Below are 22426 nucleotides of genomic sequence, written 5' to 3'. Positions count from 1 at the left end.
CTCGGGTGGCTGCGCTACGTGCCCGCCGTCCCCCGCCCTGCCGGACGGTCCTGCCGGGACGGCGTCGTCGATACGCTCGACGCGGTCGATGCGACCTTAACCGACGGCATACGGGCCTGTACCGCCACAGTCATCGCCGCGATACCCGCTTCGAGGGTGAGGCGGGGGTGCGGGGCGAACCGCGAGGAGTGGTTCGGCGGCAGTGCCGCCAGCCGCCCGGCCGTGTCCGTGTCGCCGCGGCCCGCCTCGACCCACTGCCGGGGGCCGACCGCGCCGAGCATCCAGTAGCCGGTCCGTATCCCCGGCACGCCGTGCAGCGCGCGGCCCGCGTCCCCGTACAGCGCGAAGTCCTCCGTGGCCGTCGACGGCTGCCAGCGGGTGACGCGCTGCGGACCGAAGGCGGCCTCGTGCGCGCGGCGCACGGCGGTGGTCAGCTCGGCGTCGGGCACGGTGGGGCAGGAACGGGACAGGACGCGCAGGTCGGGAGCGGGCGGCTGCGGGTCGGGCGAGGCGGCGGACTCGGCGCGCGCGATCCGGTGGACGGCGGCCACGGCCCGGTCGAGCGCGGCGTCGGAGAAGGCCCGCACGGTCACCTGGAGGGTCGCGGAGTCCGCGATGACGTTCCCCGCGCCGGGCGTGCCCGCCCTTACCGAGCCGACCGTGAGCACCAGCGGCTCGCCGGGACCCGTCTCGCGCGACACGACGGTCTGGAGGCGCAGGACGACCGCCGCCGCGGTGATCACCGGATCGGCGGCGAACTGCGGTGTGGAGGCGTGGCCGCCGCGGCCGTACAGCACGATCTCCAGGGTGACGCTGCCCGCGAGCAGCGGGCCCTGCGCGTGCGCGACCATGCCCGCGGGCAGCGGCACCACATGCTGCGCGAGCACGTCGTCGGGCACGGGGAAGCGCCGGTAGAGGCCGTCGGCGAGCATGGCGGCGGCGCCGCTGAGCGTCTCCTCGGCCGGCTGGCCGACGACGACGAGCGTGCCCTGCCACCGGTCGGCGGCCCCCGCGAGCGACGCCGCCGCGCCCGCCGCGCACGCCAGGTGCATGTCGTGGCCGCAGGCGTGCATGACGGGGACGGGAGCGCCGTCGGGTCCCGCGGCGGTGGCGGAACTGGCGTACGCCAGGCCGGTGTTCTCGCGTACGGGGAGGGCGTCCAGCTCCGCGCGGAGCATGACGACGGGGCCGGGGCCGTTGGCCAGCACCCCGACCACGCCGTGGCCGCCGACGCCGCGTTCGACGCGCAGTCCCGCGGCCCTGAGCGCGGCGGCGAAGCGGGCGGCGGTGCGCTCCTCGGCCCCGGACAGCTCGGGGTGCCGGTGCAGGTCCAGATACAGCTCGGCGGCGCGGGTCAGGACGGCGTCGGAGACGGTTCCTGAGACGGGCGGGGGCCCGGACATGGGTCCGGATACGGGTGTGGGTCCGGTCGGCGGGTTCATCGGGCGCTCCGGGCGGGGGTCGGGGGCGGGGGTGCCGGAATGCGGGTCACGTGACAGGGGCGGCGGGCGGTGCAAGCGGGATGACAGCGGGCGGCAGGGTGATTCGCCAGTGGACGCGCGTAGAAAGATGGGGCCGGCCCGTCGCGGGCCGCGCTCCCTGCTGAGAAGGAGTCATCATGGCTGACATCTCCAAGCTGGACACGCCGCTCGCCTCTCTGGCCCAGGAGATCCTGGAGCTCGAGTCGGAGACCTTCGAGATCACCGACTACTCGGACGCCAGCGAGGTCATGCTCGGCTCGTCGACGAGCTGCTCCAGCACCAGCACCTGCTCCAGCACCACCAGCACCACGAGCTGCACCGCCTGACGAGCCACCACCCGCTTCACGCTCCGCGGACCGGCCTCCCCGGTCCGCGGAGTAGTCATGTCGCGGCGTCGTCATCGTCGGTTTCCTCGGAGATTCCTCAGGGTTCCTGCGGGTTCCTACGGGAACGGGTGCGGCACGCGGCGCACCTCGTCGTCGCGCAGGTCGTCGGGGCGCAGGCCGCCGCGGCGCTGTGCGGTACGCAGCCGGGGCATGGTCAGCGCGCGCTGCCGCGGCCAGCCGAAGTCGATCGGCAGCAGACCTGGCGCGATCGTGCAGACCGTCCGCAGGCCCATCCGCCGCTGCTCCGGGGTGGTCTGGTCGACCACGACGACATCGCATCCGGCGCGCGCCAGTTCGTCCCGGCACCACAGGACGTCGTCGCGCAGGTCGAGCCCGCGCGGCCGGTCCCGCTCCCACCGTGCGTAGACCTCGTCCAGCGGCCGTACGGCGGGCGGCTCCAGGTAGCTGCCGACGTGCTCCCTCATCCGCGGCAGGCCGAACAGGGCCGCGTGGTCGGGGAGTCGGCGGACGAGGTCGAAGTCCTCGGCCATCGCCTCCAGTTCGGCCGGACGCTCCGTCACCTGCCGTGGCAGGTGCGGGAGATACGTCAAGATCTCGGAGACCGCCGACTCCACCGCGGTCTCCGGGTCGAAGGCGGCGCCCGCGGCGAAGGCGAGCGTGCCGGGGCCTCCGTCGCGGCGGACGGCGAGGCCGGTGACGACCGGCACGGCGAGGTCGATGCGGTTGTCGAAGGCGTGCACGTCGTAGCCGCACAGCGCCGCCCGGTCGGTCATGGCGCGCACCACCGGGCTGCGGCAGGAGCCGAGGTCGATCTCGGTGAGCCGGGCGTTGCCGTACCAGCCGAGCAGGAACGCGTCGCGCTCGATGAGTTCGAGCAGGCCGAACAGCACGGCCTCCTCCAGGCAACTGCCGATCGCGCAGCCGTTGGAGCACTCGAAGACGAAGTGGTCGGCGGCGGTGCCCGCGCTGTAGTAGACCAGCCGGGCCGGCACCAGCACCTCCCGCTCGTCGCGCAGCGACCAGCCGCGTACCCAGGGGATCGGCCGCGCCGGGTCGAAGGGCGCGATCATCGGGTCGGCGGCGTAGGTCTCCGGCGTGTAGAGCCCGCAGTCGCGCGGGTCGAGGGCCGCGTCGCCGAGGTTGTCGTACGAGTCGGTGACGATGCCGCCGGTCTCCCTGCGGTGCGTGCCCGCGTACCGCTCCAGCCCTTCGAGGAACGCCAAGTCCCTGCTGTGTGCGAAGGAGTTGGCCTGGCCGCTCCACGTGACGTCGGTCAGGCCCGCGTAACCGCGCATGAAGACGCTGCCCGCGACGGGCGCGGTGGTCGGCGAGGTGACATCGCTCCAGGTGCCCGCGCCGAGCACCCCGCACACGGGGTTGGCGAGCGCGGCGGTCGGCAGGGCGTACGCGCCGGGTGACCGCAGCCGGTAGCTGTCGGGGGTGGGCTTGGGCCGCGAGACGGGAAAGGGCTCGGCCTCCGGCCCGGTGGCGAGGAAGTGCCCGGGCCCGGACGGGCCGGTACCGGATACGTCGGCGGAGGATACGTCGAGGGCCGCCGCGTCGGGTGCTGGCAGGTCGGGCCGGGTCGGTGCGGTCGTCGCGGGCGGGGCGCCGTGCGGGTGCGGGCACAGCGGATCGGCGAGCAGCGGCACGGTCTGGACGAGGCCGGTCTCCAGGTCGTACCGGGTGACCCGGGGCAGGTCGTGGCCGCCGGTCCCGGCCCCCGTCTCCGCCCCGGTTTCCGAACCGGTCTCCGAACCGGTCCCCGCCTTCCGCCCGAGGGTCAGTTCGTAAAGGGCCCAGACCGCGTCGACCGTGAAGTCGGGCAGCACGGGCCAGCGCCCGGCGGCGGTACGGGCGAGGCCCGTCTCCAGCGCCTCGCGTTCGGTACGGGTGCGCAGCCGCTGCCAGCGGATGGCCAGGCAGGTGCCGCAGGCGGCCTCGGCGGGCGAGCCGCCCCAGGGGCCGAGGAGCACGGCGTCGGCGGTCAGGTGCACGATGGCGCGGGCGCGCCGCCCCGCGGTCTCGGCCGGTTCCGGGCGCAGCACATCGGTGCCGCCGACGACGGCGGTCCCGGGCGCGGGCGCGGCGGCGCGGGCCGCTCGCGCGGCCAGCCGCCGTTCCAGGTCGCGGCCCGCGGACTCCAGCGGAGTCTGCCCGGGGATCTCGGGCACGTGAGCGGGCCGTACCGCGGTGTCGAGGCTCATGTCCGGTTGCTCCAGCGGAAGGTGCGGGCGGCGATCAGCCCGAAGACGACGGTGAAGGCGGCCAGGCCGCCGCAGTCGACGGCGAGCGAGGCGAAGTCGGCGCGCCCCGCCAGCACATCGGTGAGGCCGTGGTCGAGGTAACGCAGCGGCAGCACCCACGACATGGTCTGGATCCAGCCGGGCAGCAGGTCCGCCGGGTAGAAGGAGCCGGACAGGAACGCCATCGGGACCATCACGCAGTTGGCGATGGCGGCGACCGCCTCCGGGGTGTCGGCGAGGCTGCCGACGACCAGGCCCATCGCCAGGAAGGCGGCGACGCCGAAGACCAGCAGCGGCAGCGCGAGCGGCCAACTCCCGTCCAGGTGGAGGCCGAAGAAGGGCAGCAGCGCGACCGCCGTGAACAGCACCGCCTGCGACAGACCGACCACGACGGCGACCACGAAGCGCGAGGCGAGGACGGTGGGCAGCGGCGTGGGCGTACGCCAGATCAGCCGCAGGATGTCGTCGCGCCGCCAGTGCATCAGCGCGAAGGCCGGGCCGAACAGCGCCGCGTTGCCGACGCCCCACGAGAGCACGCCGGGTGCCACGTAGTTGATGTACGCCAGGCCCCCGTCGACCGACTGGCCGCGGAAGAGCAGACCGAAGACGACCAGGAAGACCAGCGGGAAGGCGAAGGTGAAGAAGACGGTGGTGCGGTCGCGTATCGACGCCAGGTATGTGGCCCTGGTCAGCGCGGAGTAGGCGGTGGTGGTGGTCATGGACGGTGCTCCGTTCCGACGGCGGCCGTCGTGGTGGCGGTCCCGGTGTCGAGGTCGGGACCGGGGCCGGTGTCGGGGCCAGTCCCGGTGTCGGGGCCGGTCCCGGTGTCGGGGCCCGAGGCTTCCGCCTTTCCGGCTCCCCCGGCGCCCGGTCCCGTCAGCCGCAGATACGCGTCCTCCAGGGTCGCGGTCCTGGTCTGGATCGCGTCCATGTCGACGAACTCGCCGAGCGCGACCAGCACCCGGTTGGCGTGCCGGGTCTCGACGACGACCTCGGCGCCCTCCAGGAACGCCCGGTCGACGCCCTCGACGGCGCGCGCCTGGTCGAGCGTGATCCGGCCGGCGGGGATCAGCAGCCGCGCGGGCGCGGCCATCGACCTGATCAGCGAGCCGGGGCTGTCGAGCGCCACGACGCGGCCGTCGGCGATGATCGCCACCCGGTCGCACAGCGCCTCCGCCTCGTCCAGGTAGTGCGTGGTGTAGACGATGGTGCGGCCCTCGCCGCGCAGGTCCCGCAGCACCGACCACAGGGCGCGGCGCGCCTCGGGGTCGAGCGCGGCGGTCGGCTCGTCGAGGAAGATCAGGTCAGGCTCGTGGACCAGCGCGGTGGCCAGCGCCAGGCGCTGCCGCTGGCCGCCCGACAGGTCGTCGACCCGGCTGCGCTCCTTGTCCCGCAGCCCGACCAGGTCCATCGCGTGCCGCGCGGCGGCGCGGTCCACGCCCTGGAGCGCGGCGACCGTCTCCAGGTGCTCCCACGCGGTCAGCCGTGTGAAGAAGGCCGACGCCTGGGTCTGCACCCCGATCCGCCGCAGCAGGGCGATGTTCCGCGGCCACGGGCTCTGGCCGAACACGGCGACCTTGCCCGCGTCCGCCTTCCGCATCCCCTCCACGATCTCCACGAGCGTGGTCTTTCCGGCCCCGTTGGGTCCGAGAACGCCGAAGAACTCGCCCTGCTCGACCGTCAGCGACACCCCGTCGAGCGCGTGCACCTCGCCGTACCGCTTGCTGACCCCGACCAGTTCGATCGCCGGCCCCGTCGGACGTGCGGTTCGTTTCATGTCGCCTTTCTCCCGCTCCTGAGGTGTCCCCGCTGACGCGGGCCGTTCAGAGTCCTTCGCGCCCGCCGCGGCGCCCGTAGCGGCCGTCGCGGACGACGGCAGGGCGTGCGCCACGCCGGACGGCCGCGCCCCGTCGGCCGCGGACGCCCGCCGCGCGGCCGGGGAGCCGGTGGGCTCGGACGCTCCCGCGCCGACGGCGCCCGTAGCGGTCGTCGCCGAGCCGCTTCCCGGCCGGAGGTCGGCCGTCTCCCCCGGCGTCCGGCGCGCGAGCGCCGCCTCGCGCATGGCCGCGGCGCGCAGGCCGAGCAGGCGCAGGAGGAGGGCCGCGGCGACCAGGGCCACCGGGAGGTACGGGGTCCAGGTGCGCCAGTCGTCCGGCAGTGCCGCGCGGCACAGCAGTCCGGCCACGGCGAGCGCCGCCAGGGCCAGCACCGCGCAACAGGCGGCGTATCCGCCGTAGATGACGCGCAGCCGCGTGGGATAGGCGGCGAGCCGCGCGCGGGCGTTCCGGCCGGAGCCGGGCACTCGGCCAGTCGTCGCGGCGGCGGCAGCCGCGCCGTCCCGGCCGGAGTCGGCCCTCCGCCCGAGCGGGGCACGCGCGGCCACGCCCAGGAACTGGCGGCTCTCGGTGGCCAGTTGGAGCGTGCCCAGGGTGTAACCGAGGGCTTTGTAGCCGTCGAGCGGCGGGAGCGGCAGGAGATTGAGCAGGGCCATGGCGGTGCCGAGGAGGATGAGGCCGCCGAAGAAGGGGAGGGCCTGGGCGTGTTCCGGCAGGAGGGTCCAGACGAGCCAGAAGGGCGCGAGGAAGAGGAGGTTCATGACGGCGCCCGCCGCCGCGACGGCGACCTGACGGCCGCGCCGGTCGAGGAACTGGACGTCGTGCACCTCGCAGTAGAGGTACGTCATGAAGCCCCAGACCCGGCGGAGCCCGATCTCCCCGACCCGCAGCCCGTACGCCCGCGCGACCAGCCCGTGGGCCAGTTCGTGCAGGCCGAGGCTGACCCACAGCACGCAGCCGACGGCGGCGAGCGCGACCGGCTGGTCGTACAGGCGCCCGGTCTGGTCGGCCAGTTGGCCGAAGCGGAGGCCGACGAGGGCGAGGACGGCGACGGCCAGCGCGAGCAGCGGGAACAGGACGGCGCGCCTGCGGGCGAAGGCGGTGGCGCCGTGCAGGGTGTCCATGAGCGCGGGGGCGTCCGCGACCATGCGCGTCTTCCCGCTCAACAGCGTTGATTTGAAGGCCGGTTCGGCACTGGCGGCGGGCACGACGACCGACCGGCCGCCGCCGTCGAGGAGCTGACGGGTCGACAGCAGCCGCAGCATCTGCTGCCACTGCGCGTCGCCGAGCCGCGCGCCGAACCGGTCCGCGTACTCCGCGCCGATCTCGGCGAGCGACCGGCTGCCGTCGAGCCGGGCGATGATGAAGTGCTCTTTGGCGCCGACTTCGAGCCGTACCCCGGTGACCGGGTCCTTGAGCAGATGGACGAGGGCGGGGCCGCGCATCAGGGCGGGGCCGACCAGGATGCCGGGGCGCAGCGCGGGCCGCAGTTCGAGCAGGCCGCCGGTGGTCATGGCGCCGCCGAGGGCTGCGGCTCGGACCGGCCGTCGGAGTCGGCGCCCGGCGGCGTCCGGGGCTCGCGCAGCGCGCGGGCCAGGACGTACGACAAGAACGCCTCGTCGCGGACGGTGACCGACAGCCGGTTGTTGGTCATGTGCATGTACGGCGACAGCAGCATCGGCAGCGCCTGGCCGGGGTCGGTGACCGGCAGGTCGCGGGTGCCGTCCCAGGAGCGGAAGACCAGGTCGCCGCCGTCCGCCAGGGCCACGACGCGCTCGCGCAGCTCCAGGCAGTGCTCGGCCCACCCGGCGAGGAACGTCGGCAGCCGCTCGGGCGCGGGTTCCGCGACCGCCGCGCGGATCTCCTGGAAGCGCTGGGGCAGCGCCTCCATCGTGCCGTAGGCGCGGTCGTAGCCGTCCTGGGCGGTGTAGTTGGTGCCGGAGAACGCGGAGTTCCAGAACTCGTGGTAGCGGTCGAGGAATTCCAGCAGCGCGGTGTCGTCGCGCAGCAGGCACCCGGACATGGTCATCATCAACTGGGCCGATACGCCCAGCAGTACGGTCCGCAGGTGCAGGTTCATGGTGGCGAGCGCGTCGATGACCAGGTCGCTGGAGCGCTGGAAGTGCCACTCCGCCAGTTCGACCCCGGCCGGGCCGCCGTACTTCCCGTACTCGGGCTCGTAGGGCTCGGGGCTGAAGGAGTTGTTGGGCCGCAGGCGCATGCGGCCCTCCTCGTCGACCAGGCCGTTGCGCTCGCCGCCGGGGAACTCCAGCTCGAAGAGGGTGTTGTACAGGTCGGCGAGGAAGCCGCCCTTGACCTCGTAGAGCGCGGGGCGCTTGCGCAGGAAGGCGTCGACGGCGGCGGTGGCGCGCGCGGTGACCACGGGTGCGGCCTGCGGTGACGAGGGGCGCAGCCGCACCCTGATGTGCGGGCCCTCCAGCCAGTAGTTGATGAAGAAGTAGCCGCTCAACAGGCCGTCGCGGGTGAGCCCTTCGACCAGCGGGCGCACGCACTGGAGCAGGAAGGGGCGGGGGCTGGCGGCGTAGAAGACGTGGAACGCCTGCCAGTCGCCGCGCCCCGAAGCGCCTGCCGGTGCGGGAACGGCCGTGGATTCGGGCGCGGACCGCGGTGTCGGGCGCGGGCCGGTGACGGGGGCGGATCGCGCCCCGGAGGTGGTCATACGGAGCTGTCCTGCCTTCCGTGGTGGCCCGCCGCGGCCGGTTCCGCCGCGCGGGGGACGATTTCGACGGCCAGTTCCGCCACGTGGTGGCCGCGCGGGGAGCGGACGTGCAACTCCTGCTCGCCCGGCAGCATTTCCTCGAAGACGGTCCTGGTACGGCCGCCACCGGTCAGCCCGTCGAGCGCGATCAGTGACAACGGGCTGTCGAAGTCGACGAATTGCGGCTTGGAGCCGCCGAAGACCGCGCCGAAACCGCTCGCGTCGTCGGCCTTCTCCTCGTGGACGGTGGCGAACACCCGGTCGGGCAGCCCGTGATCGCGCCGCCATCGCTGCCAGCGCAGATAGAACCCGGCCTCGTCCAGGCCCGGTTCGCGGGCGGGCAGCGCGCCGGGCGCCGCCGTCCACGACCTGCGGTGCAGCACCAGGCTCCGGAAGCGGACCCGGGGCCGCGCGGTGACGCCGTCGCGCTCGGGGCCCGCGGGTACACCGCGCCACACGTCGACCGCCGCGCGGGAGGTCGGCGAGAAGAGCAGCAGCGTGCGCGGCACCTCGGGCAGCACCATCGGGACGAGGTAGCCGAGGTAGAGCGGGACGACCTCGCGGCCGAGCCGCCGGGACCGCAGCACCAGCCGGTCGTCCACCGGGTCGTGTTCCGCGTACAGGTCGTCCAGGTCGATCCGGCCGGTGGCGGGCACCGTGCTGCTCTCGCCGGGGCAGACGATCTCGTGGTCGGTGAGCCGTCCGTGCAGGTTGAGATTGGTGGTGGCGGACCCGGCGGTGATCTCGGCGAACACCGCGCCGGGCGGCTGCCATTCGCGCAGGGTCTCGCGCAGCCGGTCGGTGAGGCCGCCGGGTGCGGGGTCGCCGCCGTCCGCCGCCGCGCCGCCGGGTGCCGCCGCGCCGCCGCTCTCGGGTGCCGCGTCGAAGCAGTGCGTGAAGCGGGTGAAGGGGAAGGACAGGCCGCCGTAGGAGTTGTTGAGCACCACCAGCGGGTCCTCGGCGCGGCGGGCGAGTTGCAGGAAGTGGCTGTGCGGGGCGAAGGACGTGCCCAGCGGGGCGAGTTCGGTGGTGACGGCGGCCACCGTGTCCTCGTCCAGGCGCAGTTCGCCGCCGGGTGCCCCCGCGTACGCGGCCCAGGCGTCGCGCATCCGGCGGGTGAACTCGGCGCGGGCCCGGTCCACCGCGGTGACCTCGGGCATGCCGAGCCAGTTCTCCTCCGGCGCGTGGCCGCCGTCGGCCGCCCAGGGCGACTTCATCGAGGTGAACTGGAGGTACTGCGTGAAGATGTCCTCGTGGAAGTCGTGGACGAGCCGCAGCAGGTCGTCGCACCGGCCGCCGCGGCCGTAGCGGGCCAGGAAGAAGCCCTTGAGGACCAGGCGCTGCGGGAGGGCCACGTCGAAGGCGGGCAGCATGCCGGTCAGGGCGTGCAGCGGCGCGGCGGCCAGCTCCGTCCACTGCGTGACGTCGGCCTCGACCGCGTCCTCGCGGACGTCCTCGTAGAGCAGGGTCTGCGGCAACGACGGCGCGGCGGCGCCCAGTTCGGTCTGGAGCGCGGTCAGGTCGCGGCGCAGCCCGGCGAGCAGCGCGCGCCGGGCGGGTACGTCGGCGGTGGCCCAGGCGTCGACGCGGGCGGCCGGGGCGTCGAGCCGGTCGGCGACGGCGTCGGCCCAGTCGCGGCCGAGGCCGCGCAGCGCGCTCTGGAAGGACCGCAGCGGGTCGGGGGCGTGCACATCGGTGGCGAGGCCGGTCATCTGGAGGATGCCGAGGTCGAGCAGGGTCGCGGCGTAGTGCGCCGCCTCGTCCCGGCTCGCTCCGGTCTCCGCCGCCAGCCAGGCCGTCAACTCGGCGTATCTGACGGGCTTCTCGCCGTGGAAGAGGGCGATCATCCGCTCCAGGATGTCGCTGTGGCGCAGGAAGAAGAGCCGGTCGTGGGCCGCGTCGAAGCTGACGGCGGCGCTGTCGTCGCCCGCGGTGACCGAGCGGCGTACGTAGCGGATCCGGTTCTCGTCCAGTTCCCAGCCCGCCGACAGGGCGACGGGGAGGTCGCCGCGCCGCGTGTCGTCGGCGCCGATCAGCTCGGCGAGCCTGGCGAGCACCACGACGTTCAGCCGGGGGTGGCTGGTCCAGTCGCCGCCGGTCCGCACCTCGGGCCCGACCTCGCGGAACCGGCCCTCGGCGACGGCGGTGAAGGTGCTGAACGGGCTGGTCTTGCAGGCGGTCCTGTAGAGGTACGCCAGCAGCGAGCGCTCCTTCTTCCTGGTCCGCTTGTCCGGTACGGCGGCGCGGTCGGCGATGAACGCGTCGAGCTGGCCGTCCAGCGTCGGCGAGGCCAGGGCGAGGGCGAGCCGCAGCCGCTCCTCGCCCGCGAGGCCGCGCAGCTCCGCGCGGCTCGCGGCCAGGTCCCGGTCGAGCAACGGGCCACCATCGCCGCGCAGTTGCTCAAGCCCGAGCCGGGACTCCAGCCAGTCGGTGAGGAGTTCGCCGGTCGGGCCGCCGAGCACGGCGGCGAGATCCCGTACGGCGTCCGGGTCGCGCGGCAGCCGGTCGTTGAAGACCTGGCGGCGCAGCGCGAGCACGGCGCGCCGCTCGGTGTCGTCCTCGGTGGCCTTGACCAGGACGGTCAGCGGGTCGCTCAACTCGGCGGCGAGCGCGGCCAGTCGCTCCTCGGCGGCGAGCACGCGGTCGGCCCAGCACCGGGTGTCGGGGCAGCGCAGCCGGTGGACGGCCTCGACCGGCAGTCCCGCCACCCGCAGCATGAAGCGGCGGTGCAGCAGCCAGCTCCGTGGCGCCTCGGTGTCCTGCGCGTCGGCGATGACGCTCATGCCGCTCCTTTCTGTCCTGCGGTCGTAAGGCACCTGCGGTCCTCGGGCTCTGCGGTCGTAAGGCCCTGCGGTCGTAAGGTTCTGCGGTCCTCGGGCCCTGGGGCCGTGTGAGGTCGTGCGGGGTTCTGGACTCGGCCGCCGTCAGCGGCCGTTGCCGCCCGGTCAGGCGATCTCGTAGCGGAAGTCGGCCGGGCGGGGCCGCTCGTGGCCGATCATCATGATCAGCAGCGGCACTTCGCCGGTCAGGTCGAGCGCCAGCTCCTCGGTGAAGGAGATCGCGTCGAAGCCGAGCGCGACGCCGCAGGAGAGCCCGGCCGCGGCGGACGCGGTGTAGACGGCCTGCGAGACGGCGCCGATCACGGCGTTGACCAGCCGGTAGCCGCGGTCGCCGACCGCGTCGAGCACGGCGGTGGTGCGGGCGACGGGCACGATCACCGCCCCCGCCTGCTCCAGGTTGTAGTTGGCGAGGAAGTAGTTGCGCTGGAGGAATTCGCCCGGCGCACCGGCCTTGACCAGCCGCAGCGAACGGTCCTCCCGGTCGTAGAGGTAACTGCCCTGCGCGATGCCCGCCACATGGTTGACGAAGACGTAGGCGCGGCTGAGGGGTGGGGCGCCGGGGGTCTCGGTGTCGGTGTCGAGGCTGCTCGCCGCGTCGACCGCGGCCAGTACGGTCGACAGCGCGTCGGCGGGCAGCGGGCGGACGGCCTGGAAGCGGCCGAAGCTGCTGCGCCGGGCCCGCAGCGCCTGTCCGACGGGCGTGTCCAGGGGCCGGGGGGCGGGCAGCGCGGTCCGCTCGCCGCCCTCGGGCACGGGCAGCGCGAGCGCGGTGTCCAGCGTTCCGGGGGCCGGTCGGTCCGCGGCGCCGTCGAGGGTCGCCGCGTGCATCCGGCGTACGGTCTCGAACGTCATGGTGGTGCGGGAGCGCTCCTGGTCGGCGTGGCGGACCCGTGGCGCGGTCGGCGGGTCGCCGGCCGGCAGCGCCGGGGCCGCCGACGGGGCGCCGTCCCAGGTCAGCGGTACGACGGCGAAGACGCCCTCCTCGTCCTGGCCGAGGCCGAGCAGCCGTCCGAGCCGGGCCTCGTCGAACCACAGCGCGGCGCCGATGTGCAGTCCGCGGGCCCGCGCCCAGATCCGCCAGGTCTGGAGCAGAGCGCCGATGTCCATCGTGACGACGTGGTAGCTGAAGCTGTTGTACTTGAAGGCGTTCTGCCAGAAGCGCACGCCGAGGACGAGGAACTGGTCGCAGTCCGCCCCGAGTCGGCCGCCGAGCGCGGCCCGGACCTCCCCCGTGGCGTCCCCGGCGAGCAGCCGCCGCATGTGGTGGTGGGGCGTGGAGTAGTAGTACACGCCGGGTGTGAGCGGGCCGGAGGGGCCGCTGACCCAGTGCACGCCGATCGGGTAGAGGCCGCCGCCCGAGGCGGTGCCGCGCGACCAGTTGGCCTGGGTGTACATCGGCAGGGTGCCGAGGTCGGAGTTGGCCTGTACGGCAAGACGCCTGCCGACCAGGCCGTAGGACTCCTGGAGCATCCCCGCGAGCAGCGGCAGGGTGAAGGCGCCGGTGCCGCGCGGGCCGAACAGGCCCTGCTGGACGGTGGCTTCGGCCGGTGCCTCGTCGCGCGGGAGCGGGAAGGTCTCCGCGCCGGGGAAGTGCTTGCCCTTCCTCGGCCGGTCCGCCCAGTCGGGCACGAAGTCGGCGGGTTCCATGGGATACCGGCCCCGCCGGACGATGGCGGTCGCGTACTCATGGGCGAATCCCACGGGCGTTCCTCTCTCGGTCGACGGTCGGGGCTCAGGTCTCGGGGCTCGGGGCTCAGGTCTCGGGGCTCGGGGCTCAGGTCTCGGGGCTCAGGTCTCGGGGCTCGGTCGGGGTGTCGGGTCGGGGCTCGGTGCTCTGTTTCGGTCTCGGTGAGGCCGCGGGGACGGCGGGCGGCTCAAGGGAACGGATGCGGGGCCTGGTTGAGTTCGTCGGCCGTCAAGTCCCGCTCGCGCAGGCCCGCTTCCCGCAGCGCGGTCCGCGTCCTGCTCATATGGCGTGCGCGTTGGCGGCGCCAGCCGAAGTCGATGGGCAGCAGACCCGGCACGATGACTCCGGCCGTGTGGAAGCCGAGGGCCCGCTGTTCCGGCATGGTCTGGTCGACGGCGATGACGTCGAACCCGGCCTTGGCGAGCGCCTCGACGCAGGCGGTGACGTCGTCGGCGAGGTCGTCGGCGGGCGGTACGGCGCCGACCCCGGTCGTGGTGAGGTCGCCCAGCGCCACGCGCGGCCGGTCGTCGCCGCGCAGCAGGAAGTCGGCGTGGACGGCCATCTCGGGCAGCCCGTAGAGCAGCGGGTGGTCGTGCAGCACCTGGACGCGGTCGAAGTCGGCGGCCAGGGCCCGCAGTCGCGGTTCGTCGCGGGCGGTCCTGCGGCGCAGGTTGACCGCGTCGGTGGCGATCTCGCACAGTCCGGCCGCGAGCGCCGCCTCCGGGTCGAGGCCCGCGCCCGCGCCGAAGCAGAGCCGGCCGAGGCCGCCGTCGATCCGTTCCGCGACGGCCGTGACGACCGGGATCGGGAAGGTGACGCGGGTGTCGAAGAACCGGGCCCGGTAGCCGTACATCGCGAGCCGGTCGATCATCGCGCGGGTCTCGGGGCTGCCGCTGCCGCTCGCGTCGATCTCGGGCAGCGGCGCCTTCGCGTACCAGCCGAGCAGGAACGCGTCGCGCTCGACGACCTCCATCAGCCCGAAGTACACGGCCTCGGCCAGACTCCCGCCGGACGCGCAGCCGTTGGAGCTCTCCTGCACGAAGCGGTTCTCCAGGCCGCCGGGCGCGTGGTAGTACGCCAGGATCTCCGGTACGAGCACCGGCCGTTGGTCGCGGAGCGACCAGCCCCACACCCACGGGATCGGCCGCTCGGGGTCGAAGGGGCGTACGCCGGGCTCGGCGCGGTGGAAGTCGTCGGTGTACAGGCCGCAGGTGCGCGGGTCCAACACGGCCTCGTCGCTGGCGAGTTCGCTGTACGCGGCGGTGACGTCCGTCCGTTTGCCGCGCGGGCGCATCCCTGCGAAGCGCTCAAGTCCTTCGAGCAGGCCGACGCGTTCGCTGGAGCGGTAGCGCGGGGTGTGGCCGCCCCAGAAGCACTCGCGCAGATAGTCGCCGGACCGCAGGAGGAAGGAGCCGACCGTCGAGGACGTGGACGCCGAGATCAGATCGGGCACGACCGAGGGGCCGAGCATGCCCGCCGCCGGGTTCACGAACGCCTCGAACGGCACGTCGTAGTCGTCCGCGGGCCGCGCCCTGAACACGTCCGGCGCGGGCTTCGGCGACGGCGCGAAGCCGATCCGCGCGCCCTCGGCCGTATCGGCGGCGCGCTCCCCGCACTGCGGGCACTCGGCGTCCGGCACGAAGGCGAAGCGGGTGACGCGCAGGGTCTCCATGTCGACCAGGAACGCGTACGGCAGACGGCTGTCGCCGCCGGTCTTCCCGCCTCCTGCCCCGCCCCGCTGGTGGTGGGCCGCGATGAGCGCGGCGAGGCCGTCGACCCCGAAGGCCGTGGCCCGCGGCGGCCGTCCCGCGGCGCGCGTGCCCGTACCCGTCTCCAGCGCCTCCCGCAGCGCCCGCGCCCGCACGCTCTGCCACCGCCGCGCCAGACACCGCCCGCACCCGGCCCGGCCGCCGGGCGCGAAGGGACCGACGACGGTGTGGTGCCCGTAGACGCGTACGCCGACGGTCTCGGTCGACGGAACGTCGAAGTCGCGCGCGGGCAGCGTCAGTTCGTCACGGACACCGAGCGCGCTGACCACCACGGCCGGTACGGCCCGCGTCGGGGCCGGACCGGCGACACCACCGGCCTGACCGCGCGCACCGGGCGCGCCGATGTCCACAGCCCCTAGGTCTCGCGCCGAGCCACGGTCTTCCGCGACGCCGACGCCAACCGCCTGACCGCGAGCACCGGGCGCCACCGGCGTACCGGTCCCGGCGGGCCCGGCGGCTGGGTCGGCGACAGGCGCGTGGGCCGCCAGGCCGGCGGTGAGGCGATCGGCCAGGGCCGTGCACGCGTCCGCGAGGAGATCCGCGGTCATGCCCGGTCCGGGGCGGTGGTGAGCAGGACGCGGGTGGTGTGGACGCGGCCCGCGGCCAGGTCGGGGGCGTGGGTGGGGGCGGTCAGCAGGTCGCGGCCGGTGGCGCGGAGGCGGTCGGCGACCGTGGGCCAGTCGGTGGCGGCGGCCAGCCCGGCGCGGGTTTCGGCGGTCACCGCGACGGTGCCGGGGGCGAGGTCGGCCAGCAGCGGGTCGCCCGCGTCGGGCGCGCCGCCGACCTGCACGGCGCCGAGCAGGTCGCGTACGGCGTCGAGCGCCGCGTCGCGCCAGCGCACCCCCGCCGCCACCGCCCAACGGGCCTGTCCGGTCGTCGGATCGGCGGCGCGGGCCAGCACGACCGGCAGGACGCGCTCCTCATGGGCACCGAGGTCGAGGATCTCCAGGTCGACGCCGAGCCCGGCGGCCGAGCGGGCGAGGAAGGTGAGTTCGGCGTCCGCGCCCTCCAACTCGGCGGTGGGGACGTGCTGTACGGCGAGCGATCCGCCGACGGCACGGCGCAGCGCGTCGTGGGCGAGCGCGGTGAGCACACCTCGGGTGGCGGCCTCGGCCGCGGTGCCGCCCGCGCCGGTGCCCGCGCAGGTGGCCTCCACGATCCGCTCGCGGTTGTCGGGGCCGAACGGCCGCAGCGCCGCCGCGGGCACCAGCAGCGTCTCGCCGCTGAGCAGCGAGGTGGCCGCGCACCAGCGCGGGACCAGCGCGGCCGCGGTGCCGAGTCCGCTGGTGATGCTCAGCGCGGCCGGGTCGACGGACCGCCACTTGCCGCGCGCCGCCTCCAACTCCACTCCGGACAAAGCTTGTTGGACGGGCACGACGTGCTCCGCGTAGACCTCGGCCGCCCGGTACAGCGCCCGCAGCCGGGCGCCCGCGACATGGTGGACGTCGAAGGCGGTGATCTCCCGCCGGGCGCGGTGTCCGGTGCCGAGTACGACGGTGCTGACCTTCAGCGGTGTCTGCGCCCACTCCTCGTCGGCGTACGCCTGGAAGACGCCGGTCCTGCGCTGGACGAGGACGGACCGGCCGGTGATCTCGGCGAGGGCGGCCTGCGCGGCGTCCTCCTCGCCCGCGCCGTCCGAGACGGGTCCGCCGAGCGGCGACGCGGCGGCCCCGACCTCGGCCGCCGACTCGCTGTCCAGGGCGGCCAGTTCGAGCGGGGCGTCCGCGGAGGCCGCGTCCGAGGCCGTGGCCGACTCCGAGGCCGCCGCCGTACCGCAGTGCGGGCAGCGCGGGTGCGGGAGCAGCGGTTCGGCGACGGTGTCGAGCGAGTCGATGTCCTGGACGAGGAGTTGGTTCTCCGTCTCGGCCGGGAGGACGCCGGTGGTGCGGCGGAAGACCTCGTACGCCAGGAGGTTGCCGATCATCGCGGCGAGCGGTCCGCCGACGGCGGGGGCGGCGCTGTCGCGGGGCCCCGCGGGGGCGACCGCGCTCCACAGGTCGGCCGCGGCGCCCGCCTCGCCGTTGGCGCCGAGCCGCAGCGCCGCGCAGGTCCAGCAGCCGGCGGTGTCGGTCGCCATGAGCGGGCCGATGACGACGGACTCGCCGAACGTCCAGGCGGGGAGCAGCAGTCGGCCGGCGGGCAGGCCCGCGTCGAGGAGCCGGGCGATCTGCCGGGGGCCGCGTTCGCCGGTGACCAGGACCGTGTCGTAGCCGTCGAGGTGTTCCCAGCCGTATGTGCCGGGCGCGCCCTCCGCGTCGGCCGGGTCGTCCAGCCAGTCCAGCTCGACCGGGCAGTTCTCGGCGCGCAACGCCCTTGCTTCGTCGAGGACTTCGGCGAAGCGGTTGCCGGGGCTGTCGACGGCGCGCGGCACGGCGACGGCGGCGCAGCCGTTGCGGACGAGGCCGAGGACGGCCCAGCGGGCGAGGGCGTCGTCGCCGAGTACGGCCACGCGGGCCTGCCGGAAGCGCCGGAAGCGGTCGGCGGCGCCGTCGGTGTAGTGGTCGACGTAGTCGATCTGCGCGGCGAAGCGCTCGATGACGGCGGGGTCGAGCGGTTCGGTGTCGCTCGGCGCGGGGACGGCGTCGCGGGCGAAACCACGCGCGTAGAGCGTGCCTACCAGCCGTACCACCATCTCGCGCTGCTTGTCGCCGAGGCCCTGGCAGAGCGCGGCCACGGTGTGGTCGCCGGTCAGGTGCGGGACGATCAGCGTCGCGAAGCGGTAGGCGGAGGGCATGACGACGCTGAAGCCGCCGCGCGCGTTGTGGAAGTGCACGCCGGTCGGGGTCTGCGTGTAGAGCACGTCCCGGCGGATCCGCGGCCGGGTGTCGGCGATCTCGTCATACGGTGACACCATGTCAGTCACGCCTCCGTAGGATGCAGTTCCACGGCGCTCGGCCGCTGCGATGGGGTGGGGGTGTGCCCGGTGCGTCCGGGGGGCGCGGCGCCGCCGACCCCGTCGGCCGCCGCTGCGCGGGTGAACACCCGCAGGAGTTCGTGCATCCGGTAGAGACCGCGCGGGCCCTCTTCGAGCAGTCCCGCGCCGACCAGGCTGTCCAGGACGCGACCGCCCTCGACGGGTTCGCCCGCGACCGGGTCGGCGCCCGCGTCACGGACCGCCGCCGGGCCTCCGGATGCCGCCGGGCGCGGGTCGCCGCGGGTCACCGGTCGGCCCTGCGGCGGCGGGCTCTGCTCGGATTCACCGCGCAGGATGGCCAGTTCGAGGCGTTGCAGTGCGGGTCCCGGGTCCACGCCGAGGGCCTGGGCGAGGTGGTTCTTGACCCGCCGGTACTCGGCGAGCGCTTCGGCGCGGCGGCCGACGCGGTACAGCGCTTCCATCAACTGCTCGGTGAACCGCTCGTGCAGCGGGTGGGCGCGGGCCGTCGGCCAGATCTCGGCCACCGCCTCCCGGTGCCGCCCGCATGCCAGTTCGAGGTCGAAGACGCGCTCGATCGCGCGCAGCCATTCCTCGTGCAGCCGGGGCAGTTCGTCGCGGTGCAGCAGGTCGGAGGGGACGTTGGCCAGCAGCGGCGGCTGCCACAGGGCGAGCGCGGAGCGCAGCAGACGCAATTCGGCGTCGGGCTCCTCGGTGGCGTACGCCTGGTCGAGGAGTTCGCGGAACTGCACCAGGTCGAGGGTCGCGGCGTCCGCCGTGAGCCGGTATCCGCCGGGTACGGCTTCGATGGTGTTGCCCGCGATCCCGTATTTGCCGAACAGCCGGCGCAATCGCAGGACGCAACTGTGCAGGGCGGACTTGGCCTGGGCAGGAGTCTCCTCGCCCCAGATGACGCGTTGCAGGAAGTCGGCGGAGACGACGGAATTGGCATTCAGCAGCAATGCGGCCAGGAGTGCGGCGGGCCGCGACGGCTGAAGCACCGCGGATTCGCTGCCGTCGGTGACGGCCAGCATTCCGAGTACCGTGAATCGCGTCTGCGGGACTACCTGCGGCGGCGTATCGCCTTTTGCCGTTGGTAATCCAGCACTATTTTCGAGCGCGTTGGACCAGACCACCAATCCACCATCCCCGTTGCCCCGTTACGACCGCTGTCACACCCGGCGGGAGTGGGCCGGAGTGAGGCAGAATCCCCTGAGGGTCATACCTATTGGCGGTCACCGAGGACAGTACGGCAGCACTCTTTGCCTTGTCCAGGGAAAAATCACGTGACACCGGGTTACCGGTCTGTTAGATGGGGTCGGTGTACCCAAAATGTGAACTCGCTCCCGGAATCGGGACACACCGGACCGTATCCCTCCGGTACGGATGCGAGTAATCGGACATACTTCGCAGTATTGCGGGAGCGTAAAGCGGCATTCCCCTTACCCCTCACCGGGCGGCTTTATGCCCGTCACCCCGAGGTCGACTTTGATTTACGTGTCAAGTTTCTGTCGGATTTTGACCGGGCGCGCTCGCCAGAGGAATAGACCAGCGCCATTCCGTGACACCCGCGCCCGGCCTGAGCTGCGCAGGGGCGCCGCCGACCGGATCGCACGCGGACGCGCGCACGGGAGAAGGCCCGGACGGGCGGAGGGGCGCGGACCGGCGGCGGACGGGGCCGCGGAGACTTGACAGCCGCCGAGGGGCTGATTCAATGTTCCACAAGACAGAAAACAACTTCCGCAATACGGAAGGGGCGCACACTAGTGAGCTTCACCGACGCGCGCTTCGATGTGAACCTCTCGATCCTGTTCACCGAACTCCCGCTGCTGGAGCGGCCCGCGGCCGCCGCCGCGGCGGGCTTCGACGCGGTCGAGCTGTGGTGGCCGTGGACCGACGACCCCACGCCGGACCAGGCCCGGCTCGACGGGCTGCGGTCCGCGCTCGAAGCGGCCGGGACCCGGCTCGTGGGCCTGAACTTCTACGCGGGCGAGCTGCCGGGGCCCGACCGCGGCGCGCTGTCGGTGCCCGGCGCCGAGTCGGACCGCTTCCGCGCCAACATCGACGTCGCCGCGGACTTCGCCGCGTCCGTCGGCTGCACCGCGCTGAACGCGCTGTACGGCAACCGGGTCGACGGCGTCGACCCGGCGGTCCAGGACGAGCTGGCGCTGGAGAACCTGGTGCTGGCCGCGCGCGCCGCCCACCGGGTCGGCGCCACCTTGCTCATCGAGGCGCTGAACGCACCCGAGTCACCGCGCTGTCCGCTGGTCAGCGCCCCGGCCGCGGTCGCGGTCGTCGACCGGGTCAACGCCGCCACCGGCCTGGACAACGCGCGCTTCCTGCTGGACCTGTACCACCTGTCGATGAACGGCGAGGACCTGCCCGAGGTCATCGACCGCTACGCCGACAGGACCGGGCACGTCCAGATCGCCGACAATCCGGGCCGCGGCGCCCCCGGCACCGGCACCCTCCCGCTGGAGGAGCTGCTCGGCCGCTTGCGGAAGGCGGGCTACACCGGCTGGACCGGTCTGGAGTACAAGCCGGGCGCCGACGGCTCGGGCAACGCCTTCGGCTGGATTCCCGGCAGGCAGCCGCGCCCGTAGACGCGCGAGGAGCGGCGCGCTCCCGACACGCGGGCCGCGCTCCCGTACCCCACCATCCCCTGAGAGGACCCCATGAGCACCCACCTTCCCAAGGTCGCCTGGATCGGACTCGGCATCATGGGCTCCCCCATGGCCGAGAACCTGATCAAGGCCGGATACGACGTCACCGGTTACACGCTGGAGGCGGCGAAGCTGGAGCGGCTGGCGGCCAACGGCGGCACGGCCGCCGGGTCGATCGCCGAGGCCGTACGGGACGCCGATGTGATCGTCACGATGGTCCCGGCGTCGCCGCAGGTCGAGGCCATCGCGTACGGCGAGGACGGCATCCTGGCGCACGCGCGGTCGGGGGCGCTGCTCATCGACACCTCCTCCATCACCCCGCAGACCTCGGTGGACCTGGCGAAGGCCGCCGCGGACAAGGGCATCCGCGTGCTGGACGCGCCGGTGTCCGGCGGCGAGGCGGGCGCGGTCGAGGCCGTACTGTCGATCATGGTCGGCGGTGAGCGGGCCGACTTCGACGAGGCGAAGCCGCTGCTGGACGCGCTCGGCAAGACGGTGATCCTGTGCGGCCCGCACGGCGCGGGGCAGACGGTGAAGGCCGCCAACCAGTTGATCGTCGCGGTCAACATCCAGGCGTGCGCCGAGGCCGTGGTCTTCCTGGAGAAGTCCGGCGTCGACCTGAACGCCGCCCTTGAGGTGCTCAACGGCGGTCTGGCCGGCTCCACCGTGCTGACCCGTAAGAAGGACAACTTCCTCGCGCGCGAATTCGCGCCCGGCTTCCGGATCGACCTGCACCACAAGGACATGGGCATCGTCACCGACGCCGCCCGTACCGTCGGCGCCGCGCTCCCGGTCGGCTCCGTGGTGGCCAACCTGGTGGCCTCGCTGCGCGCCCAGGGCGACGGCGGCCTCGACCACTCCGCGCTGCTGCGCGGTGTGGAGCGGCTGTCCGGCCTCCCGGTCGAGGACTGACACACCCGATGTCCTGACCCCATGAACTCCGCCCGGTGGTGCGTGACTTGTCCTGTCGCGCCCAAACGCACCACCGGGCGGTACCACCCTCTTCCTCTCTTCGGGCCCGCTCGTCACGGAAGGCCGTCATGCCCTGGCGTACGGGGAGTGCTCCCGGCCGTGGTCCAGGTGCGGCAAACTCCTGCACTATGGGATGTGCACGTTGTCATAGGCACATTCCGCCGCCGCAGACCGGGAGTTGTCCACATGGCAGAGAGGGTGCTCGTGCGCTGTCCGGCCTGCGACCGTGAGCACACGTACACCGCGCCCACCTTCCCGTGCGCGTGCGGTGCGCCGCTCGCGCTCCCGGTGCTGTCCGGGGGCGCGCCCGAGCAGATCGGGCACAAGACGTGGGACGACTCGTGGGTACGGCTGCGGTGTCCCGACTGCGGCCGGGCCGACGAGTGGCCGAAGCCGGAGTTCGACTGCGCCTGCGGCGCCCTGATCCGTCTGCCGTTGGCGGGCGAGGCCGCGCAGGAGGCCGGGGCCGTGCCCGCGGGGGCGCATCAGGCGGATTCGCCGCCCGAGCCCACCGGGCAGGTTCCGCCGCCGCCGACGGACCGGCCGCCGTTCCGGCCGGTCACGATCAGGACCGGCAGGGACGCACTGACCGCCGCCGCGCAGTTCCTGAAGTGGCTGGGCTTCGGCGGGATACGGCTGGCCGGGGACCGTACGGCCAACGGCATCGACCTGCGCGGGGACGGACTGGTCGCCCAGGTCGACCCGACCACGCAGCCCACCGCGGCCCGTGACGTGGAGTGCCTCTGGCTGAACTGCGCCAACGAGGACGCGGTCGGGGCCTTCTTCTCGCTGGCCGGTTACGCGCACGACGCGCGGCTGCGCGCCGACCAGCTCGGCGTACCGCTGTTCGTGATGGACCTGACCGGCACCCCGCAGCCGGTGAACGACGCGGCGGACGAGTTGATCAGGACGGGCCCCGGCACCCCCGGCTGACCCGCCCCCCCTTTCCCGGCACCTCCGGCTGATCCCCCCTTTCCGGCCCCCGGCTGACCCGC

At 73.9% G+C, this 22426-nt stretch carries 13 protein-coding genes and 1 pseudogene; 4 read left to right on the top strand and 10 right to left on the bottom strand.

The genetic code is table 11. The features are described from left to right. Nucleotides 1-14: 14 nt before the first annotated feature. Nucleotides 15-1403, bottom strand: coding sequence for an amidohydrolase (locus tag ACFZAM_RS25055; protein ID WP_391049458.1), 1389 nt, complete (start codon nucleotides 1401-1403; stop codon nucleotides 15-17). Nucleotides 1404-1618: 215 nt separating this feature from the next. Here ACFZAM_RS25055 and ACFZAM_RS25050 point away from each other — a divergent pair, with 215 nt between their 5' ends. Further along, nucleotides 1619-1807 (top strand): thiazolylpeptide-type bacteriocin, encoded by a 189-nt coding sequence (locus ACFZAM_RS25050; protein ID WP_093711265.1) that lies wholly within the window; start codon nucleotides 1619-1621, stop codon nucleotides 1805-1807. 116 nt (nucleotides 1808-1923) lie between these two features. Here ACFZAM_RS25050 and ACFZAM_RS25045 read toward each other — a convergent pair whose 3' ends face one another. From ACFZAM_RS25045 to ACFZAM_RS25005, 9 genes and pseudogenes are all read right to left on the bottom strand, one after another. Then, nucleotides 1924-4035, bottom strand: coding sequence for a TOMM precursor leader peptide-binding protein (locus tag ACFZAM_RS25045; protein ID WP_391049455.1), 2112 nt, complete (start codon nucleotides 4033-4035; stop codon nucleotides 1924-1926). Beyond that, the gene (locus ACFZAM_RS25040) at nucleotides 4032-4793 is read right to left on the bottom strand and encodes an ABC transporter permease (RefSeq protein ID WP_188281751.1); all 762 of its coding nucleotides are present in this window, start codon (nucleotides 4791-4793) and stop codon (nucleotides 4032-4034) included. Before ACFZAM_RS25040 ends, ACFZAM_RS25045 begins: the two co-directional genes overlap by 4 nt. 143 nt (nucleotides 4794-4936) lie before the next feature. Continuing rightward, nucleotides 4937-5851 (bottom strand): annotated as a pseudogene (locus tag ACFZAM_RS25035) (ABC transporter ATP-binding protein); the annotation flags it as partial. A gap of 1568 nt (nucleotides 5852-7419) precedes the next feature. After that, nucleotides 7420-8589 (bottom strand): lantibiotic dehydratase C-terminal domain-containing protein, encoded by a 1170-nt coding sequence (locus ACFZAM_RS25030; RefSeq protein ID WP_391049453.1) that lies wholly within the window; start codon nucleotides 8587-8589, stop codon nucleotides 7420-7422. Next, the gene (locus ACFZAM_RS25025) at nucleotides 8586-11411 is read right to left on the bottom strand and encodes a lantibiotic dehydratase (RefSeq protein WP_391049452.1); all 2826 of its coding nucleotides are present in this window, start codon (nucleotides 11409-11411) and stop codon (nucleotides 8586-8588) included. The genes ACFZAM_RS25030 and ACFZAM_RS25025 overlap by 4 nt, the downstream gene beginning before the upstream one ends. A gap of 162 nt (nucleotides 11412-11573) precedes the next feature. Further along, nucleotides 11574-13169 (bottom strand): nitroreductase family protein, encoded by a 1596-nt coding sequence (locus tag ACFZAM_RS25020; RefSeq protein WP_391049450.1) that lies wholly within the window; start codon nucleotides 13167-13169, stop codon nucleotides 11574-11576. A gap of 173 nt (nucleotides 13170-13342) precedes the next feature. Beyond that, nucleotides 13343-15274 (bottom strand): TOMM precursor leader peptide-binding protein, encoded by a 1932-nt coding sequence (locus ACFZAM_RS25015; protein ID WP_391049448.1) that lies wholly within the window; start codon nucleotides 15272-15274, stop codon nucleotides 13343-13345. 194 nt (nucleotides 15275-15468) lie between these two features. Further along, nucleotides 15469-17778, bottom strand: coding sequence for a TOMM precursor leader peptide-binding protein (locus ACFZAM_RS25010; protein ID WP_391049446.1), 2310 nt, complete (start codon nucleotides 17776-17778; stop codon nucleotides 15469-15471). Between the two features lie 5 nt (nucleotides 17779-17783). After that, complete coding sequence (locus ACFZAM_RS25005; RefSeq protein ID WP_391049444.1) at nucleotides 17784-18830, bottom strand: BTAD domain-containing putative transcriptional regulator; 1047 nt, start codon at nucleotides 18828-18830, stop codon at nucleotides 17784-17786. A gap of 732 nt (nucleotides 18831-19562) precedes the next feature. Between ACFZAM_RS25005 and ACFZAM_RS25000 the strand changes: the two genes are divergently transcribed. The 3 genes from ACFZAM_RS25000 to ACFZAM_RS24990 all read left to right on the top strand — a co-directional run bounded on the left by ACFZAM_RS25000 (nucleotide 19563) and on the right by ACFZAM_RS24990 (nucleotide 22364). Next, nucleotides 19563-20399, top strand: a complete 837-nt coding sequence (locus ACFZAM_RS25000; protein ID WP_391049442.1) for a TIM barrel protein — start codon at nucleotides 19563-19565, stop codon at nucleotides 20397-20399. Between the two features lie 72 nt (nucleotides 20400-20471). Continuing rightward, nucleotides 20472-21371, top strand: coding sequence for a 2-hydroxy-3-oxopropionate reductase (locus ACFZAM_RS24995; protein ID WP_355338928.1), 900 nt, complete (start codon nucleotides 20472-20474; stop codon nucleotides 21369-21371). Between the two features lie 246 nt (nucleotides 21372-21617). Further along, complete coding sequence (locus ACFZAM_RS24990) at nucleotides 21618-22364, top strand: hypothetical protein (protein WP_391049440.1); 747 nt, start codon at nucleotides 21618-21620, stop codon at nucleotides 22362-22364. Nucleotides 22365-22426 lie beyond the last annotated feature (62 nt).

The sequence above is a fragment of the Streptomyces sp. NPDC008079 genome (assembly GCF_042957385.1).
GTDB lineage: Bacteria > Actinomycetota > Actinomycetes > Streptomycetales > Streptomycetaceae > Actinacidiphila.
Note: the sequence above shows the minus strand (reverse complement) of the source record. Positions and strands in the feature narration are given on the sequence as shown.

What these genes read in the sequence shown, in the direction of transcription:
- ACFZAM_RS25010 (WP_391049446.1), bottom strand. Translation starts at nt 17,778, where the DNA reads ATGGTGTCACCGTATGACGAGATCGCCGACACCCGGCCGCGGATCCGC.
- ACFZAM_RS25025 (WP_391049452.1), bottom strand. Translation starts at nt 11,411, where the DNA reads ATGAGCGTCATCGCCGACGCGCAGGACACCGAGGCGCCACGGAGCTGG.
- ACFZAM_RS24990 (WP_391049440.1), top strand. Translation starts at nt 21,618, where the DNA reads ATGGCAGAGAGGGTGCTCGTGCGCTGTCCGGCCTGCGACCGTGAGCAC.
- ACFZAM_RS24995 (WP_355338928.1), top strand. Translation starts at nt 20,472, where the DNA reads ATGAGCACCCACCTTCCCAAGGTCGCCTGGATCGGACTCGGCATCATG.
- ACFZAM_RS25055 (WP_391049458.1), bottom strand. Translation starts at nt 1,403, where the DNA reads ATGTCCGGGCCCCCGCCCGTCTCAGGAACCGTCTCCGACGCCGTCCTG.
- ACFZAM_RS25005 (WP_391049444.1), bottom strand. Translation starts at nt 18,830, where the DNA reads ATGCTGGCCGTCACCGACGGCAGCGAATCCGCGGTGCTTCAGCCGTCG.
- ACFZAM_RS25040 (WP_188281751.1), bottom strand. Translation starts at nt 4,793, where the DNA reads ATGACCACCACCACCGCCTACTCCGCGCTGACCAGGGCCACATACCTG.
- ACFZAM_RS25030 (WP_391049453.1), bottom strand. Translation starts at nt 8,589, where the DNA reads ATGACCACCTCCGGGGCGCGATCCGCCCCCGTCACCGGCCCGCGCCCG.
- ACFZAM_RS25045 (WP_391049455.1), bottom strand. Translation starts at nt 4,035, where the DNA reads ATGAGCCTCGACACCGCGGTACGGCCCGCTCACGTGCCCGAGATCCCC.
- ACFZAM_RS25050 (WP_093711265.1), top strand. Translation starts at nt 1,619, where the DNA reads ATGGCTGACATCTCCAAGCTGGACACGCCGCTCGCCTCTCTGGCCCAG.